The sequence below is a fragment of the Cohaesibacter celericrescens genome, from assembly GCF_002866925.1.
Classification (GTDB): Bacteria; Pseudomonadota; Alphaproteobacteria; order Rhizobiales; family Cohaesibacteraceae; genus Cohaesibacter; species Cohaesibacter celericrescens.
The window spans coordinates 311,004-328,910 of the sequence record NZ_PKUQ01000016.1; the positions used below are offsets into that span (position 1 = coordinate 311,004).

The window sequence follows — 17,907 nt, forward strand, 5'->3', positions numbered from 1 at the left end:
TCGTTATCGATAATAAGATATTTCTTCCAGGGAACAGTTTTGCAGCTAACGGAGACATCCATGACCAATCGCAGAAGCCTACTCAAAAGCGCTTTCACCATTGCCGCCGTATTTGTGGCAGGTCTTGCTATCAACAATACAGCCAGCGCAGAAGAGCTTGATACGATTAAAGAAAAAGGCGTGATCAGGATCGCAATGAGTGGTGCTTATCCTCCATTCAACTTCGTGAATGAAGAAAATAAAGTGGTTGGCTTTGATCCTGCTATTGGAACAGAGATCGCCAAGCGTATGGGCCTTGAAGTCGAAATCATCACAACGGCATGGGATGGGATTATTGGCGGTCTATTGGCCAACAAATATGACGCCATCGTTGGTTCCATGACTATCACAGAAGAACGTGCCAAAGTTGTTGATTTTGTTGGTCCTTATTACAGCACCAAGCGCGCTGTCTTTACAAAAGCCGGTTCTGATATCACCACGACCAAGCAGCTTGATGATGCAACACTGGGTGTAACACTTGGCGAAACTCATGAAGCTTGGGCCCGCGAACAGGGTTATAAGATCCGTACATACAAGGGTTTGCCTGAATTGTTGCTCGAGCTGGAACATGGCCGTGTAGATGCCATTGCCAATGATTCTATCGCCGCTATTTTGGCGATGAAGAAAAATGGCTATGATTTTGTCGCGATCCAGGATTTGGAAACCGAAGCCTTTGGTGCTGGTATTGCCATCCGTCAAGGCAATCCGGAACTGAAAGACGCCATGCAAAAAGCACTCGATGCTTTGATGGCAGACGACACCTATCTGACGATTGCCAATGAATGGGTTGGTGGCGATATTCGCTAAAATCCATCCTATGCAGCCCGCCACTCGTTGGCGGGCTCTCCTGGCCTGAAAGACCCCTCCCATGAAAACCGACTATGGTAAATTGAGCTGGGAAGAGGTGCGCGACGCGGATAAAGATCGTGTTGTGATCCTCAATGTCTCAGCAACAGAAGACCATGGCCCTCACATGCCGCTGGATACCGATACGGTTCTGGGCATGGCAGTGGCCAATGGTGTGGCATCAAAAGCACCTGCCGAGGTGTTGATTATGCCGCCTATCTCTTATGGCTTTAACGAGCATCACAAAGATTTTCCAGGCGTGATCTGGATACAGCCCGAAACACTGATTGCGTTTGTTACGGATGTGACCAAGTCGCTCGCCCATCACGGATTTCGCAGGATATTGCTGCTTAACTCGCATGGCTCGAACCATCCGGTGTTGGATCTGGCTGCCCGTAAGACAGTGATCGAAACAGGCATTATCTGTGTTTCAGCGTCTTATTGGAATTTGTGCGCCGACAAAATCAACGCAGTGCGTAAATCCGAGATTGGCGGGATCGCTCATGCCGGTGAATTCGAGGCTGCGATGTATAAACATTTGCATCCTGATCTTGTTCATCTGGAGAAGGCCGTCGACCAAAATTTGCACAATCCGGACAGCAAGTTTTTCAATCTCGATCTCGCGCTTGGCGGTGGCAAAGCCATGTTGATGCGCTGGTGGTCCGAGGTTACTCCCGATGGCACGATGGGAGATCCAACGCTAGCAGATGCAGAGACGGGCAAGGCGTTTTTAGAAGCGGCCATTGACGAGACAACCGAACTGGTGCGCGAGATCAGACGCTTGCCATTGTTGCAACGAAAAGATCACCACTGAGAACGGGAACGCATATGGATACCGAACTCATCCTCAAGGTTTATCCTTTTTTTGTAGAAGCGGCTTGGGTCACCATTCAGCTTTCTATACTGACGACCATCTTGGGACTTAGTTGCGGCGCTCTGGGTGCCGCAGCGCGGCTTTCGCGATTTGCTGTCATAAGGTATGTTGCCGCCGCTTATGTGAGCCTGTTTCGGGGCACTCCCGCTCTGATTCAACTGTTTTTGCTTTACTTTGGCGGGCCACAGATTGGCATCCAGCTGGATGCTTTTGAGGCCGGTGTGATTGGTTTGGGGCTCAATATTGGCGCCTACATGACCGAGACCATTCGCGGGGCCATTGTGGCCGTCGATAAGGGCCAGACCGAAGCGGCGCGTACGATGGGTATGAGCCGTTGGCAAGCGATGAGAAAAGTCGTTCTGCCACAAGCCTTTCGTTTGATGGTCCGACCTCTGGGCGTCAACATCAATGCATTGATCAAAGGAACCGCTCTCGTGGCAGCTATTTCTGTTGTTGAGCTGACCTACACCGCTCAGCGTTTCATCGGTTCGACCTATAAGCCGTTTGAAATGTTTTTTATCGCCGGTGTCCTTTACATGATCATCATTTTTATCACTGGGCGCGGCATCAACTGGCTTGATCGCAAGGTTCGGATACCATGATGATTCAAGAATTGAGAGGAGGCTGGCATGGGTCTTGATTTTTCCGTCGTTCCACAATTCTATGACGTCATTTTGATGGGGGTTGTCTGGACGATCGCCATCACCGTGTGCGCAGCATTGTTAAGCTTTTTCGGTGGTATTTTTTTCGGCGTTATCGCGCTCTATGCTCCTGCAGTCATTCGTTGGCCGATGCGTCTGTTTGAATGGTTGTTTATGGGAACGCCGTTGTTATTGCAGTTGTTTTTGATCTATTTCGGGCTCATTCAGGTGGGTATTGATTTACCCGCTTTTGTCGCGGGGGTTTTGGGCTTGGGGCTGCATTTTGCCGTCTATAATTCAGAGCTGATCCAGACCGCTATTCTGGCCGTGGATAAGGGGCAGGCCGAAGCCGCTCGCACGCTGGGGCTTAGCCGAATGCAGTCGCTGCGTTATGTGGTTATTCCGCAGGCCGTGCGTGATGTTATTCCGCCGATTGGCAACAATATGATCGCATTGCTCAAAGATTCCGCGTTGGTGTCCGTCATCGGTGTGACCGAGTTGACCCTGTCAGCGCAGCTTGCCATTGGGCGGACTTATCGCCCCTTCGAATTTTATGTGGTGGCAGCGGTTTGTTACTACATCATCAATTTGGGTATGGAAGCCGTCTTGCGCCGGCTCGAACGCCGCGTTCGCGCCGCCCGTTAACTGTGCCGGAAGGACAATATCATGTCAGACAACCGTCCCTTTGTTGAAATCCGCCATGCGCAGAAATGCTTCGGCGACCTTGAAGTGCTCAAGGATATCAGTTTACAGGTCGATCAACGTCAAATCGTAGCGATCATCGGGCCCAGCGGGTCCGGTAAATCGACGCTTTTGCGGGCGATCAACGATCTGGACCCTCTTACTTCGGGTGAAGTGTGGCTCGATGGAGTGCAGGTCAACAAGCAGTTGCCACACCGGCAATATGAGCTGCACATCAATGCCATGCGTCAGCAAATTGGCATGGTGTTCCAGCATTTTAATCTGTTTCCGCATTTGACGGTGCGGCAGAATGTGACGCTCTCGCCCAAATTGCTCAAGGGCATTTCAGAGGACGAGGCCAATCATTTGGCAGAACAACAGCTCGAGCATGTGGGGCTGTCGGATCGTATCGATTATTACCCGTCGCAATTGTCCGGTGGTCAGAAACAGAGGGTGGCTATTGCCCGTGCGCTGGCCATGAAACCCAAGCTTATGCTGTTTGATGAGGCAACATCTGCTTTGGATCCTGAGCTCGTGGAAGAGGTCAATCAGGTTATGAAAATGCTCGCTGAAGAGCATATGACGATGATTATTGTAACGCATGAAATGGGGTTTGCTGAATCTGTCTGTGACCGCGTGCTGTTCATGGATGGCGGCGTGGTGGTCGAAGAAGGACCACCGGAAGTCATCTTCAAAGCTCCGACCCAAGAACGCACCCGAAATTTCCTAAGCAAGCATCTTGAAGGCGTCCTATGACCAGCGAAGTTTCAAATCTTTTTTACATGGCTCGCCAGCCCCGGCCGTTTTTGGATCGGGCTGAAGGCATCTACATGTATGATCAGTCGGGCAAACGATATATTGACGGCTCGTCTGGCGCCATGGTGTCCAATATTGGCCACTCCAACCCAAATGTGTTGGCGGCAATGAAGGCGCAAATGGATAAGTCGACGTTTGGGTATCGGCTGCATTTTCGCACGGAAGCCTCCGAATTTCTGGCCACCAAGGCAGCGAGTATGATGCCGGAAGGTCTTGATCGGGTTTTCTTTGTATCCGGTGGTTCGGAAGCCGTGGAGAGCGCGATCAAGCTGGCTCGGCAATATGCGATCACACAGGGCCAAGCGAGCCGATGGAAAGTGATTTCCCGTTTTCCCTCCTATCATGGCTGCACGTTGGGTGCGTTGGCTTTGACAGGCTATGATCCGCTGGCCAGACCTTTCGATCCGATGATGCGAGATATGCCCAAGATCGCTGCGCCGACTTGTTATCTGGATCGGGATAATTTGAGCGATGAAGCGCGTGGTTTGAAATACGCCGACTTGTTGCGCGAGGAGATTATTGCGCAAGGGCCGGAAAGTGTGCTGGCTTTTATCATGGAGCCGATCGGGGGCGCGTCAACCGGGGCGCTTGTGGCGCCAGATAGCTATTATGCGCGGATCCGCGAGATTTGTGACGAATTCGGTATTCTGCTTATTTATGATGAAGTGATGACCGGCGTTGGTCGCACAGGAGCCTTCATCGCAGCTGATCACTGGGGTATTGTGCCCGATATTGTGGCCATGTCGAAAGGCTTCGCTGCTGGCTATGCGCCTCTGGGGGCGGTGGTTGCAAAAGCTTCGATGGTTGAAGCGCTGTTGGATGCTGGCGGTTTCTTGCATGGCTATACCTATGCCGGCAACCCGCTTGCCTGTTCTGCCGGATTGGCGGTTTTGCAAGAAGTCGAACGACTCGGACTGGTTAGCAACGCGGCCAATATGGGTGATATTTTAAAGGGGCGCCTGACCGATCTTATGGAGCGCTATCCCTTCATTGGTGATGTTCGCGGTAAAGGCTTGTTGTTGGCGTTTGAACTGGTCAGTGATCGCGAAACCATGACACCGCTTCCCAAGGAATTGAATGCCTATTTGACGTTGGTTGAATTGGCTTATGAGCGGGGCTTGATCATTTATTCGCGGCGGACCCGTGGGGGCGTTGAAGGCGATCATTTCCTTGTTTGCCCTCCGCTTATTATTACTCCTGAACAAATCGAAGAAATCATGGCGATTTTGATCGACAGCCTAGATGCTTTTGCACGGCAAAATAATCTGCCGGTGAATGGATCATGAGTTTGTCTGATAAATCCGCGGTGATCGAGGATGCGGTTGCGCAGATTGCGGATGGTGCCACTGTCATGGTGGGTGGCTTTGGCGTTCCCGGTACGCCCTTTTCTCTTATTGCCGAGTTGGTTCGTCAAGGGCAGAAAAACCTCACCATCATCAAAAATGATGCCAACGAAATGGGTATGGGCATTGATCACCTGCTGGCCAATGGACAGGTCAGTCGTCTCATAACCACCCATATCGGGCTCAATGGTCGAGCGATTGAAATGATGAATGAAGGCGTGCTTGCTGTCGAGTTTTGCGCGCAGGGAATTTTGGCGGAGCGGGTGCGCGCCGGTGGTGCGGGTTTGATTGGCATTTTAACCGATATTGGGGAGGGGACCGAATTGGCCGAGGGCAAATCGGTCGTCACTGTCGATGGAAAGTCTTGCCTGATTGAGCCAGCTTTGCGGGCCGATGTGGCATTGCTCCATGCAAATAGTGCAGACCCCTTTGGCAATCTTTGTTTTGCGGCAACAGCGCGCAATTTCAATCCATTGATGGCCATGGCCGCCAGTTGCGTCATCGCAGAAACCGAGACTTTACTTCCGTTGGGTGGTGTCGGTGCTGATCAGGTTCATGTTCCTGGACCTTTTGTCGACCATGTTGTGCCGCTTGCACAATTGAGCGAGGAATATGCCGTTGTTAGACGCTAAAAGCCGAATGGTCGCGCGAGCTGCGCGTGAGATTTCCTCTGGCATGGTGGTCAATCTTGGGATCGGGCTGCCAACCAAAGTGGTGAATTACCTGCCCAAAGACATGCCCGTCTGTCTGCATACCGAAAATGGATTGACCGGCATCGGGCCGACTTTGCCTTATGATCAAGCAAATCGCGATCTGATTGATGCGGGTGGGGCCTATATATCAACACTGCCGGGCAGTGCCTTTTTTGACAGCGCCACCTCGTTCGCGCTGGTTCGGGGCGGACGGTTGGATCTGACTCTGCTTGGCGCCTTTGAAGTGGCGCAGAATGGGGATTTGGCCAACTGGAAGATACCGGGCAAATTCTCCCCCGGCGTTGGCGGTGCCATTGAGCTGGCACAAAAGGCCAAACGGGTTGTCGTCCTGACTACCCATACCGATCGTAAGGGGCGTCCTAAACTGTTGGCTGACTGCGGTCTTCCGCTGACTGCCAAGGGACGTGTGAAACGGATTTTTACGGATATGGCAGTGGTTGATGTGACGCATGAGGGGTTTGTCCTGCGTGAGTTGGCGCAAGGCGTCAGCCTCGCTGAGGTCAAGGATGCGACAGGGGCCACTCTGATTGTTCCTGATGGGGATATTCCCAAATTCTGAGGCGTATACGAGGCAGAGACTATGGATAAAGCAGCACAAAGCCAGATTATGTCTGCCGTTGATGATTTGTTCGACGAAGAAGTCGGTTTTCTTGCCGAACTGACCAAACATCCCTCAACCCGAGGTAACGAGCAATCGGCTCAGAGCTTTATGGCTGATGCTTTGAACAACCGCAGCTTTGATGTGGATCGCTGGCAAATTGATGTCGCCGATATCCAAGGTCTGCCGGGTTTTTCCCCTGTGATTGGCAATTACGAGGATGCAGTCAATGTTGTGGGCAGCCATCACAGCAGGAGCAAAGGAAAAGGCTCTCTGATCCTTAATGGTCATATTGATGTGGTGCCGGAAGGCCCGTTGGATATGTGGGATCAGCCTCCCTATGAGCCTCATGTGGATGGCGACTGGATGTATGGCCGTGGTGTTGGCGATATGAAGGCCGGTCTGGCCTGTAATCTGTTTGCACTGGATGCGTTGCGATCGCTTGGGTTCGCGCCTGCTGCTGATGTCTATTTTCAGTCTGTGGTGGAAGAAGAATGCACTGGCAACGGCGCGTTGGCTTGCTTGCAACGCGGCTATAAGGCTGCGGCCGTTTTGATACCGGAGCCTTTCGCCGAAGATTTGATCACCGCGCAGGTCGGGGTGATCTGGTTTCAGGTCCATCTCAAAGGTTTGCCCACACATGTGGCCTATGCAGGGGATGGGGCCAATGCCATTGAAGCGGCCATTCCGCTGATCAATGCCTTGCATAAGCTGGAAGAAAAATGGAACGGGCCAGAGCACCGTCATGGCGATTTTGCTCATGTGCATCATCCACTCAATCTGAACATTGGCAAAATTCAAGGCGGTGACTGGACGAGTTCTGTACCTGCTTGGTGCGTGTTTGATGTGCGTATGGGCGTGTTCCCCGGTCAGGATTTGGAGTTGGCTCGCGCTGAGATTGAGGCGGTGTTGACGGACGCGGCACAAGACAATGCTTTCTTGAGAAACAACAAACCCGCCATCGTCTATCATGGTTTTCAGGCTGAAGGTTATGCGCTGTCTGAAGATAAAAGCGAAGAGGCGAAGGGGTCTATTTCCGCGCTGGAAACGGCCCATGAAGCTGTGACTGGCAATCGTCTTGATCATGTCGCAATTACCGCGACAACCGATGCCCGTTTCTTTGGGCTATACGCCAATACGCCTGCATTGGTTTATGGCCCTCGTGCTGAATCTATTCATGGGTTTAATGAACGGGTGTCGCTGGAAAGCATTCGCCGCGTTACGCAAACAACGGCCCTGTTTATTGCCAACTGGTGTGGCCTAGAATCCCTTTAAGGAAAATATCGTGCGTCAAGCTGTCATCGTCTCAACTGCCCGTACTCCCATTGGTAAAGCCTATCGTGGGGCTTTTAACAATCTGGAAGGCCCCAGCCTTGCTGCTCACGCGGTTCGGGCGGCGGTCGAACGCGCTGGTGTTGAAGCTGGGGCAATTGAGGAGTTGGTGTTCGGGTCTGCATTGACCCAAGGCAGCACAGGCATCAATGTGGCTCGTCACATCGTGTTGGCATCCGGGTTGCCCGATAGCGTTGCTGGTTCGACCATCGATCGTCAATGCGCGTCTGGTCTCAATGCCATTGCTATTGCGGCCAATATGATCGTCTCCGATGGTGTCGATGTCGCCGTCGCCGGTGGCTTGGACAGCATTTCTCTGGTGCAAAACGCCCATTGGAATGGTCATCGTTATCGTGACCCTACTGTCGCTGATCGTTATTATATGTCGATGATTGAAACGGCAGAAACTGTCGCGGAGCGGTATGGCGTCAGTCGTGCCAAGCAAGATGCTTATGCCCTGCAAAGCCAGCAACGCACAGCGGCAGCGCAGGCTGCTGGCCTGTTTGCTGATGAAATTGTGCCTGTTAAGGCGATCAAACAGATCAAGGACAAAGCGACCGGTGATGTGCATGAGGAAACGGTTGTTTTGACCGGTGATGAATGCAACCGGCCCGGTACCACCCTGGAAGGGCTTGCTACTCTCAAGCCTGTTATGGGCCCCGAAAAATGTGTCACTGCCGGCAATGCTAGCCAATTGTCAGATGGGGCTTCTGCCTGTGTTTTGATGGAGGCAGGGGAAGCGCAGCGCCGCGGTTTGAAGCCTTTGGCCGTGTTTTGCGGGTTTGCTGTTGCGGGGTGCGCGCCAGAAGAAATGGGCATCGGTCCAGTGCTTGCCATTCCCAAATTGCTGACCCGTCATGGGCTGAGTGTTGACGATATTGATCTATGGGAAATCAACGAGGCTTTTGCCGCTCAGCTGTTATATTGCCGCGATACACTGGGCATTGCTGACGACAAACTCAATGTCAATGGCGGGGCTATTTCGATTGGTCATCCCTATGGCATGTCTGGCGCTCGCATGGCAGGACATTTGATGTTGGAAGGCCGCAGGAGGGGTGCCCGTCTTGGGGTGGTCAGCATGTGTGTCGGGGGCGGACAAGGCGCAGCAGGCTTGTTCGAGATCATTGATTGAGATCTGAAAAGGCGAGGGCCACCGTCGAGTGATTGCCCTCGCATATTTCTTGCGCTATCGGCGTCTTAGCCGCGCCTTCAATTTTGGCCAGAATGGTGTTTGCGAGAAGAAAATAAACAGTACTGCCACAAACAGGGTGAGGGATAGAGGGCTGCTGATGATGCCTTCGAAAAAGCGACCAAGATCTTCTCGCTCTGAAATAATAGCGCGGCGCCAGTTTTCATCCAGAAGACGCGACAGGATCACACCAAGGATCACTGGCCCCAATGGGTAACCATACAGGCGCATAAAATAGCCAAAGACCCCGAATCCCAGCATCCAGTAAACGTCATTGATTGAATTGTTGACCGCATAAGCTCCAACAATAGACAGCAGCATGATCAGTGGAATAATGACTGAGCGTGGCATTTCGACGATTTTTGCAAACACTCTGATGCCGGTCATGCCAAACAAAAGCATGAAGAAATTGGCAGTTACCAACGCACCAACGATGAACCAGAACATATCCGGCTTATCGATCATCAGCATTGGTCCGGGGTTCAGCCCGTGAATGTAGAGCGCGCCAATCATGATGGCAGTAACAGCATCACCGGGAATGCCCAATGTCATCATCGGGATGAAAGCGCCGCCCACTGCGGCATTGTTTGCTGTTTCGGGGGCGACGAGCCCCTCCATCGCGCCATTGCCGAATTCTTCTTCGGGGTTTTTCGTCACGCGCTTTGCATGGTCATAGGCCATGAGCGCTGCGATGTCGCCACCGGTGCCGGGCAGAGCGCCAATGATGACGCCTATGGTCGAGGTCTGGAGCGATAGGGGTAGATATTTCCAGATGGTGCTGAATGACGGTACGACTTTTGTGATTTTCTGTTTGACCGCAGGCAAGTTGACATTGTGCAATTGCAGCAAGGCTTCGGAGACGCCGAACATTCCAATCATCACGGCGATGAAAGAAATGCCGCTTTGCATCATGGGCAAGTCAAAGGTGAAGCGTTCAGCGAAGGTCAGCGGATCGCGTCCAACGGCCCCAAGGGCAATGCCCAAAGCGCCTGAAAAGATGCCTTTGACCAGACTGCCGGTCGATAGAGACCCGACAAGAAGAATGCCGATGATTGCCAGCAGCATATAATCGCGCGGCTGAAACCCGAGGGCAAAGTCGGATACGAGGGGGGCGGCGACTGCAAGCGTGATGATGCCAATCAGCCCGCCGAAAAAGGACATGACCGTGGTGACGCCAATGGCCTGTCCTGCTTCACCACGCTGGGCCATGGGATAACCATCCAATGCGGTGGCTATCGCTGACGGTGCACCCGGAATATTGAGAAGGATCGCCGTACGGGAACCGCCATAAACACCACCCATATAAATCCCCACCATGAGAGAGAGCGCCGGATAAACGTCCCACGAGAAAGTGAAGGATATCAGGATCGACACGGCCATTGTGACCGACAGGCCCGGAATCGCGCCGATATAGATGCCTGCAAATGTGCCCAAGGCGACGAGCATCAACAATTGCGGATGGGTGAAAATCGTCAGGAAAGCGAGAAGGGTGTCCATTATGCGAGCACCCCGGCAAAGAGTTCGCGGAATAACTGGATAAATTCGGCTTCAGGCACAATGCCCGAGGGCAACAGGACGGTAAAGACGATGCGGAAGAGCAGCCAAACAACCAACAACGAGCCTAGCCCGACGCTGAAGGAAAAGATCCAGCTCCGACGTGACAAAACTTTGATTGCGATGACCAAAAAGAGGGCCGCAGTTGGCAAAAAGCCCAAAGGTTTGAGTAGAATGCCGAATGCGATCAGAAATCCGAAGAACAGCACCACCACCGTCGGAAGAATGTGTCGGCGGATGCTTTCTGTCTTGACGACTGGCTGGGGAAGGGTGCGATAGACGATATAAGCTGCCGAGACAACCATCACAAAGGTCGTGGCCATGGGCACAGAGCCCGGTGCGGAAAGGGCCTCAAAACCAGAAATACCAAAGGCGCTATAGAGCAAAAACAGACTTGCGGCCAACAGGAGCAATGCAAAGACGGTTTCACCCGGTCGTTGCTGTAACGCATATCCGCCCGGCACGGCATCAGACATCCAGTTATGATGGTCCTGGTCACCTCGGAACTCTCTATCCATTCTACTTTCCTGCTGCTGTTTCTCTTGCGGTTATGAAGTCCGCAAAGTGCCGCCCAACCGAAAGGTGGGCGGCACGCTGGTGTGGGCCAAAAGGCCAGATGTTCGCAATCTGGGATCGCTACTTACTTGGTTTCTCGATGCCAAATTTTTCAGGGGAGGCTTTGGTCAGGCCTGCATCCTGCAGCAACCAAGCTGTGCCACGCTGCCATTTGGTCAGGAATGATTGTGCTTCGTCGCCACTGATGCCCATGAGAGTGAAACCACGGTTGTCCATCAATTTGACAAAGTCAGCGTTTTTGCCTGCTTCTGCATAGGCTGTGCCGAGTTTGGCAACAACGTCATCCGGCGTGCCTTTGGGAGTGAAGACGCCGAAGAACGGGCCCCACGGCAAATAGGCATTGTAACCATCGTTGAAGGATGTGACGAGCGGGGTATCAGGTAGTTTTTCGTTTTTCACAACGTCAAAAACAGCCAATGGCTTGATCGTTCCAGCGCGGATGCCTTCAATTGCGACGCCCAATACAGCAGGCATCACGTCAATGGCACCACCTTGTAACGCTGTAATTGCCGGACCGTCACCATCATAAGGCACTGCAATCATGTCCAGCTTGCCTTCGACTGTGTTCATCATGGCGGTGATGACAGATGGTAGACCACCGGGACCCGTCGCGCCAATTTTTAGCTCACCCGGATTGGATTCGATGTAGGCCAGCATACCGGCATAATCATCAAAGGGAGCATCCTTGCCAGCCACCAGAATGGGTGTGCCGCGCGCCAGAATGCTAACCGGAACAAATTCGCTATAGTCTTTGTCACCCAGCCCCATGATTTTATAGAGCATGGGGTTTTCAGCACCCATCAGAAGCGTATAGCCATCGGCCTTGCTGTCGGCGACATAGTTCAGAGCGATTGCGCCCACTGCACCGGTTTTGTTTTGCATGACCACTGTGCCACCGAGGATTTTTTCGGCATGCGGCGTGATAGAACGCATCACGGTATCAGTCGAGCCACCAGCTCCCCATTGGATGATGCCCTGAATCTCTTTTGAAGGATAGTCGTCTGCCATCGCTCCGGACGCAGTAAGAACAAGCGCCGAAATGGCACCTATCATAAATTTTTTCATGGTCTTCCTCCCAGATAAATGTGCGTCTCTGCAACGCCACGTCTGCTGCATTGAAGGAAAATATGGGCCTGACGTCAAACGTAAATTGTCTGTTTGGTGGAAATAGATGTATTGTCATCAGATATTTAGGTGATTTTTCGGCATGAAGTGGTAGTGTTTGTGAGATCTGCAACCGTTTCGGGTTTTGGTGGTCATGTCGCGCCGTTAAAAACGGGCTCACTACAAAACACCGCCACAAAAGCGGCGGTGTTGAGTCTGTTCGTTGTAACTGAGTGGAATTGATTACACAGTGCCGCCGAGACTGCCTTCCAGTGCCACCAGTTCTTGTCCTCCAGCCATCAAATCCTGTAGTTCGTCCGGCGTGATCTGGCCGCGCTGTGCCGTTCCCAATGTTTTTCCTCGGTTGAGCACGGTAAACCGATCACCCACCGCCAGTGCGTGGCGCACATTGTGGGTGATGAAAACGACAGCGATGCCTTGTTTGCGGACCTTATCGATTGTCGCCAGAACGTTGGCTGTTTGGCGCACACCCAAGGCAGACGTCGGCTCATCGAGAATGAGCAGTTTGGCACCAAAGTGAACGGCACGGGCGATGGCCACTGTCTGGCGTTCACCGCCCGACAAGGTTCCTACGGCTTGATCCGGTCCGCGCAAACTAATGCCCATTTTGTTCATTTCTTCCATGGTCACCTGATTAGCATATTCATGGTCGAAAAATTTGAACGGGCCGACTTTGCGTGTGGGTTCGTTGCCCATGAAAAAATTGCGGCTGATTGACATAAGCGGGATCATGGCAAGGTCTTGATAAACCGTGGCAATGCCTGCGTCGATTGCGTCACGGGGCCGCTCAAAATTCATCGGTTTGCCTTCAAAAAGGATTTCCCCTTTCGTTGGCTTGTGCACGCCGGACATGGTTTTGATGAAGGTTGATTTGCCCGCACCGTTGTCTCCTAAAAGGCAATGGCATTCACCGGGGAAAACCTCAAGAGATACACCGGCCAGAGCAATGACCGAACCGAAATGCTTCGCAATTTTTTTCATCTGTACGAGAGGAGCATGTTCAGGATTCATGTTATTTCTCCCCAGTGATCATGCGACGGATATAGGTGTTCAGGATGACGGCAAAGAGTAGGATTAAACCCAAGAACACCCGAAACAATGAACTTTCCACGCCAGCAAAAAACAAGCCCTGCTGTACAACGCCAAAGATCAATGCGCCAAGCGCCGCCCCAATAACGCTGCCGTAGCCGCCGGTTAGAAGAGCGCCGCCGATAACCACCGCGATGATTGCTTCAAATTCTTTGAGCAATCCACGATCCGCACCGGCCGATCCAAACTCCATCACCTGACAGGTGGCAAAAACGGTTGCGCAAAAAGCCGTGAACATGAACATAACAATCTTAACGCGATTGACCGGGACGCCGGTATAGCGCGCTGCTTGAGCGTCGCCTCCCGAAGCAAAAATCCAGTTTCCAAAGGCTGTTTTGGTCAAGACGATATGGCCAATGATGACAAGGACAATCGCCCATATAATGAGCATGGGGACGCCATCCACCACAGGCTGCCCTTTGCGCGAGCCACGGGAGAATGTTTCGATCAGCCCGATATCTCCAAACCAGATAAACAGGCCGGTCAGAATTTTGCCGCCAAATACGGCTCCAAGCCAATCGCCTTGGGCGGCATCTTTGATGCCACCAATGATTGTTTTGCGTTCGATTAACTGCGGGAAAAAAATGGTAAAGCCGCGCAAAATGAACAAAAATGCCAAGGTAACAATAAAGCTGGGCAAGCCCGTGCGCACCACAATAATGCCATTCAACGCACCAATTGTGAGGGTTATGGCAAAGGTTACCAGAATGGCGATCCAGACCGGCCAGCCCAGAGTGACGGAAAAGATGGCAATCATCATTCCGGCAAAGCCAATCATCGAGCCGACGGAGAGATCAAATTCACCGGCGATCATCAAAAGACAAGCGCCGACAGCGATGATCATAAACTGGGCAGAAACCTGACTCCAGTTTAGTACGCCTCTGCTGCCGAACATGCCGCTGTCGGACGCAAACAATAAAAAGAGCGCAAAAACAATGATGGTGCCGACAATCCCACCCAGTTCTGGTCGTATTAGCGCTTCGCGAAATGAGGAACGGGACTTGATCCGTTCGTCATCAAGAGTTTCAATATAGGGGTCAGACATGGTGTGCTCTCAAATCCCTTATAAGATACAAAAAGGGCGGCCAATGTGTGTTTGGCCGCCCAGTCGGGAGGATTCTAGCGGAATTCACCTGCGTATTTTTCAACCAGTTCCAAACCGTCTTTGGTTACAAAGCCTGGGCCAGAGTTGATGTTGTTGCCGGGAAGAACACCATAACGATGGTAGTTGGTCATAACGACCACGGGCAGATAGGCCTGTAGGAATGGCTGTTGGTCGATACCCCAGTTGATCGTTCCGGCTTTAATGCCTTTCACGATGTCTTCACCAAGGTCGAATGTGCCGAAGTAAATATCGCCGGCCATGCCATTTTCGTCCAACGCAAGCAAAGTAGGATCGGCGCTGGTTGGGCCAAGTGTCAAGACTGCATCGGTTTCTGGATTGGCAGATAGATAAGCCTGAACCTTGTTTTTGATTTCTGAGGGATCCTGACCGGAATCAATCATCTGGTTGCCCAGTTCAACGCCCAAACCATCGGCAAAGCCCTGACAGCGTTCGGTGGATGAGGGGGAGCTGATATAGTGGTTGACACAGAGGAAGCTTTTGACGCCATCGCCTTTGGCGCGCATGCCTGCTGCATGGCCTGCATCATATTCAGGCTGGCCGACATACATCAGCGCACCGACTTCGCGGGCTTGTTCTGGTGTGCCGGAATTCATGATGATCACGTCAACGCCAGAATCGACGGCTGCTTTGATTGGGCCAGCCAAGACGTCATAATCGCTCAATGTTGTGATGATGCCGTTGGGGCCGCTGGCTGCGGCTTGCTCGATAATGCGAGCCATGTCAGCCAGATCGCCTGTTGGCGGGTTGCGGTATTCCACTTCAACATCCATTTGCTTACCAGCAAGTGCGATGCCGTTTTTGATGGTGTTCCACCAGCTATCGCTGTCTGGAGCGTGACTGACCAGAATGTATTTTTCGCCTTCAGCGGATGCAGATGATGCAGCCATAAGTGGTGCTGCAATCAGCGCGGTCGCAAGGGCTAGTTTTTTTACCAGTGAAGTCATGTGTTCCTCCCAAGATTCACAAATTAGATAGTGTAAGTGAGCAAATGTGCTCGTTCCTCCGAGAATGATTAAAGCATATCATATTCATATTTGCAACCGATTGCAAAACATTAATATAGCTGCTATTTGTTGCCTTCCTTACTAATTCCATATAAAAAAAGGCAGATAACCAGCAAGGAAGATGTGAATATGGCCATCACTTTGAAAGAGGTTGCAGTTAGGGCAGGGGTTTCTCGTTCCGCTGTTTCCCGCACCTTTACCGATGGTGCATCCGTTTCGGACAAGATGCGCCGCAAGGTGGAAAAGGCTGCATTCGAACTTGGTTATAGCCCCAACGCTCTCGCCTCTTCTCTGACCACCGGACGCACCAAGCTTATCGGGCTTGTTTCCAATAACTTTCAGAACCCGATTTTTCTTGAAATCTTTGACCAGTTTACCCGAGGGTTGCAGGATCGGGGGTTGCGGCCGCTTTTGGTCAATCTGACAGATGAAACCGAGCCTGAAAATTCGGTGCGTATGCTACGTCAATATTCGGTCGATGGTGTGGTGGTGGCGTCGTCCACCTTGCAGCCCCGATTTGCCAAGGCATTTCGCGATGCAGGGGTGCCTGTGGTGCATTCATTCGGTCGCCGGTCCAGCACGCCAGAGGTGCATGTGGTGGGTATCGACAATGTCGAATGCGGCAGGATGGCTGCTCAAACCTTGTTGGCGCGCGGATATAAGCATGTTGCATTTTTGGGAGGGCCGGAAGGAGCGACGTCAACGCAAGATCGCTATACCGGCTTCATGTCGGAAATGGCTGCCCATCCTGAGATCAAGGCGCGCTATTCCTTCGCTTCTGCTTATTCTTTTGCCGCAGGGCGCAGGGAAATGCTTCGTCTTCTTGAGAGTGAACCGGCAGAGGCCTATTTTTGCGGGGACGATGTTTTGTCCATCGGGGCTTTGTCTGCGATACGAGAAAATGGCCTTTCAGTGCCGGACGATATTGGTATCTTGGGGCTGAATGATATGGAAATGTCCCAGTGGGAATACATCAATCTCACCACCATTCATCAGCCCATTCAGCAGATTGTGACGTCGTCAATCGAGTTGATGGTGACTATGTTAAATGATCCTGACAGATGTCCGGAATCCCGGATTTTTCCTTGCTCTGTTGTTGAGCGCGGAACGCTGAGATCTCTTCCAAAATAGCTTATAAAATTTGAGTATGGGTGGGCAATTTGAAAGAGAGACAGGATTGCTGTCTCCCCTTTGGTTATCGGAACATTGGCGGGCGGGCATCAACCCAAGCGCCGTCTGCTTTGCCACTCTTTGCAACGGCTGCGATGGCAGCCATGGAGCGCAAGCCATCTTCTGCGCGTGGATATAAATTCGCGGCTGGATCCATTGGTCGATTGTCTTTTCGAGCATGGATGGCTTCGGACAAGTCACTGTAAATATTGGCAAAAGCCAACGGCATGCCTTCTGCATGGCCAATTGTCACCCGAGAGGAACGATCCGCTTCTGGGCTGAGGCCTGCTTCGCCGCGTTCAATGGTTTGAAGCCGCTCGCCGAGCGGCATCCAATAGAGTTGGTTGGGTTGTTCCTGCGCCCAACGTAACCCGCCTTTTTCGCCAAAGACCTGTAGGGTCAAGCCGTGTTGGCGTCCAATAGCGATCGAACTGGTCCATAGCCGTCCAACGGCACCGCCATCCATCCGGAAATTGACCATTGCGTCATCTTCCAGCTCGCGGCTCTCTATGCAGCTAACCGTATCTGCGGATAGGCGCGTGACTTCTTGATTCAGTACAAAGGATGCCATGTGCAACGCATGAATACCACAATCGGCAAATTGCGCGCTGACGCCAGCTTGTGCCGGATCATAGCGCCAACGGACGCGGGGATTGTCTGCATCGGCAGCGTCCGCATGGTGACCGTGTGCGAATTCGGCTTTTACCAAACGGATTTTCCCCAAATCGCCGCGTGCCACCATAGCTCGCATATGGCGGACCAGTGAGTAGCCGCTGTAGCCATAATTCACGGCGCAAATGCGATTTGCATTTTTGGCGATGGTAACGATCTCTTCGGCTTCCTCAACAGTTATGGTCAGGGGTTTTTCGCAAAGCACATGAAAACCGGATTCCAGAAACCGTTTGGTGATCTCGAAATGGGTTGAATTGGGTGTTGCAACCGTAACAAGGTCGATGCGGTCATCGCGGTTTTTCTCGCCCGCCAGCATTTCCTGCCAATCGCCATAGGCACGATCTGCAGCAAGGCCAAGCTGTTGGCCATAAGCACGTCCGGCATCGGGGCGATGGTCCAGCGCACCTGCGGTGAATTCGAACAATCCGTCAAGTCCTGAGCCCAGTCTGTGGGCTGGTCCGATTTGGCTGCCTTCGCCGCCACCGATCATACCCCATTTTAGTTTTGCCATGGTTATTG

The 17,907-nt window shown here is 52.3% G+C and carries 18 protein-coding genes; 11 read left to right on the plus strand and 7 right to left on the minus strand.

Translation table 11 applies throughout. The annotated features are described in order from the left end of the window. The first annotated feature begins 60 nt into the window (after positions 1-60). From C0081_RS09340 to C0081_RS09385, 10 genes are all read left to right on the plus strand, one after another. Entirely contained in the window at positions 61-846 is a 786-nt protein-coding gene (locus C0081_RS09340; RefSeq protein WP_101533526.1) for a transporter substrate-binding domain-containing protein, read from the plus strand. 61 nt (positions 847-907) lie between these two features. Beyond that, positions 908-1,699, plus strand: coding sequence for a creatininase family protein (locus C0081_RS09345; protein WP_101533527.1), 792 nt, complete (start codon positions 908-910; stop codon positions 1,697-1,699). A 14-nt stretch (positions 1,700-1,713) separates the two neighbouring features. Further along, on the plus strand, positions 1,714-2,361 hold the full coding sequence (locus C0081_RS09350) for an amino acid ABC transporter permease (RefSeq protein ID WP_101533528.1): 648 nt from the start codon (positions 1,714-1,716) through the stop codon (positions 2,359-2,361). Between the two features lie 27 nt (positions 2,362-2,388). Then, a complete protein-coding gene (locus C0081_RS09355; protein WP_101533529.1) occupies positions 2,389-3,045 on the plus strand; it encodes an amino acid ABC transporter permease in 657 nt (218 codons plus the stop codon). 21 nt (positions 3,046-3,066) lie between these two features. Then, positions 3,067-3,837: an amino acid ABC transporter ATP-binding protein gene (locus tag C0081_RS09360; protein ID WP_101533530.1), complete on the plus strand. Its 771-nt coding sequence runs from the start codon at positions 3,067-3,069 to the stop codon at positions 3,835-3,837. Further along, positions 3,834-5,183 (plus strand): aminotransferase family protein, encoded by a 1,350-nt coding sequence (locus tag C0081_RS09365; RefSeq protein ID WP_101533531.1) that lies wholly within the window; start codon positions 3,834-3,836, stop codon positions 5,181-5,183. Before C0081_RS09360 ends, C0081_RS09365 begins: the two co-directional genes overlap by 4 nt. Beyond that, positions 5,180-5,872 (plus strand): CoA transferase subunit A, encoded by a 693-nt coding sequence (locus C0081_RS09370; RefSeq protein ID WP_101533532.1) that lies wholly within the window; start codon positions 5,180-5,182, stop codon positions 5,870-5,872. The genes C0081_RS09365 and C0081_RS09370 overlap by 4 nt, the downstream gene beginning before the upstream one ends. Before the next feature lie 7 nt (positions 5,873-5,879). Next, positions 5,880-6,512: a 3-oxoacid CoA-transferase subunit B gene (locus tag C0081_RS09375; protein WP_101533533.1), complete on the plus strand. Its 633-nt coding sequence runs from the start codon at positions 5,880-5,882 to the stop codon at positions 6,510-6,512. 21 nt (positions 6,513-6,533) lie between these two features. Further along, positions 6,534-7,826 carry an ArgE/DapE family deacylase gene (locus tag C0081_RS09380; protein WP_101533534.1) on the plus strand — a complete coding sequence of 431 codons (1,293 nt, stop codon included), beginning with the start codon at positions 6,534-6,536 and terminating at the stop codon, positions 7,824-7,826. A gap of 10 nt (positions 7,827-7,836) precedes the next feature. Further along, positions 7,837-9,015 (plus strand): acetyl-CoA C-acyltransferase, encoded by a 1,179-nt coding sequence (locus C0081_RS09385; RefSeq protein ID WP_101533535.1) that lies wholly within the window; start codon positions 7,837-7,839, stop codon positions 9,013-9,015. 54 nt (positions 9,016-9,069) lie between these two features. Here C0081_RS09385 and C0081_RS09390 read toward each other — a convergent pair whose 3' ends face one another. From C0081_RS09390 to C0081_RS09415, 6 genes are all read right to left on the minus strand, one after another. Continuing rightward, positions 9,070-10,569: a tripartite tricarboxylate transporter permease gene (locus C0081_RS09390; RefSeq protein WP_101533536.1), complete on the minus strand. Its 1,500-nt coding sequence runs from the start codon at positions 10,567-10,569 to the stop codon at positions 9,070-9,072. Then, complete coding sequence (locus C0081_RS09395) at positions 10,569-11,144, minus strand: tripartite tricarboxylate transporter TctB family protein (protein WP_101533537.1); 576 nt, start codon at positions 11,142-11,144, stop codon at positions 10,569-10,571. The genes C0081_RS09390 and C0081_RS09395 overlap by 1 nt, the downstream gene beginning before the upstream one ends. Positions 11,145-11,262: 118 nt before the next feature. Further along, positions 11,263-12,267, minus strand: coding sequence for a Bug family tripartite tricarboxylate transporter substrate binding protein (locus C0081_RS09400; RefSeq protein ID WP_101533538.1), 1,005 nt, complete (start codon positions 12,265-12,267; stop codon positions 11,263-11,265). Between the two features lie 282 nt (positions 12,268-12,549). Further along, on the minus strand, positions 12,550-13,308 hold the full coding sequence (locus tag C0081_RS09405) for an ATP-binding cassette domain-containing protein (protein WP_245417916.1): 759 nt from the start codon (positions 13,306-13,308) through the stop codon (positions 12,550-12,552). Positions 13,309-13,339: 31 nt separating this feature from the next. Then, the gene (locus C0081_RS09410; RefSeq protein WP_101533540.1) at positions 13,340-14,461 is read right to left on the minus strand and encodes an ABC transporter permease; all 1,122 of its coding nucleotides are present in this window, start codon (positions 14,459-14,461) and stop codon (positions 13,340-13,342) included. 74 nt (positions 14,462-14,535) lie between these two features. Continuing rightward, entirely contained in the window at positions 14,536-15,486 is a 951-nt protein-coding gene (locus tag C0081_RS09415; protein ID WP_101533541.1) for a sugar ABC transporter substrate-binding protein, read from the minus strand. A 189-nt stretch (positions 15,487-15,675) separates the two neighbouring features. Here C0081_RS09415 and C0081_RS09420 point away from each other — a divergent pair, with 189 nt between their 5' ends. Next, positions 15,676-16,677 (plus strand): LacI family DNA-binding transcriptional regulator, encoded by a 1,002-nt coding sequence (locus C0081_RS09420; RefSeq protein WP_101533542.1) that lies wholly within the window; start codon positions 15,676-15,678, stop codon positions 16,675-16,677. Between the two features lie 64 nt (positions 16,678-16,741). On the opposite strand, the gene C0081_RS09425 is transcribed toward C0081_RS09420, so the two are convergent. Then, complete coding sequence (locus C0081_RS09425) at positions 16,742-17,899, minus strand: Gfo/Idh/MocA family protein (protein WP_101533543.1); 1,158 nt, start codon at positions 17,897-17,899, stop codon at positions 16,742-16,744. Positions 17,900-17,907: the final 8 nt, after the last annotated feature.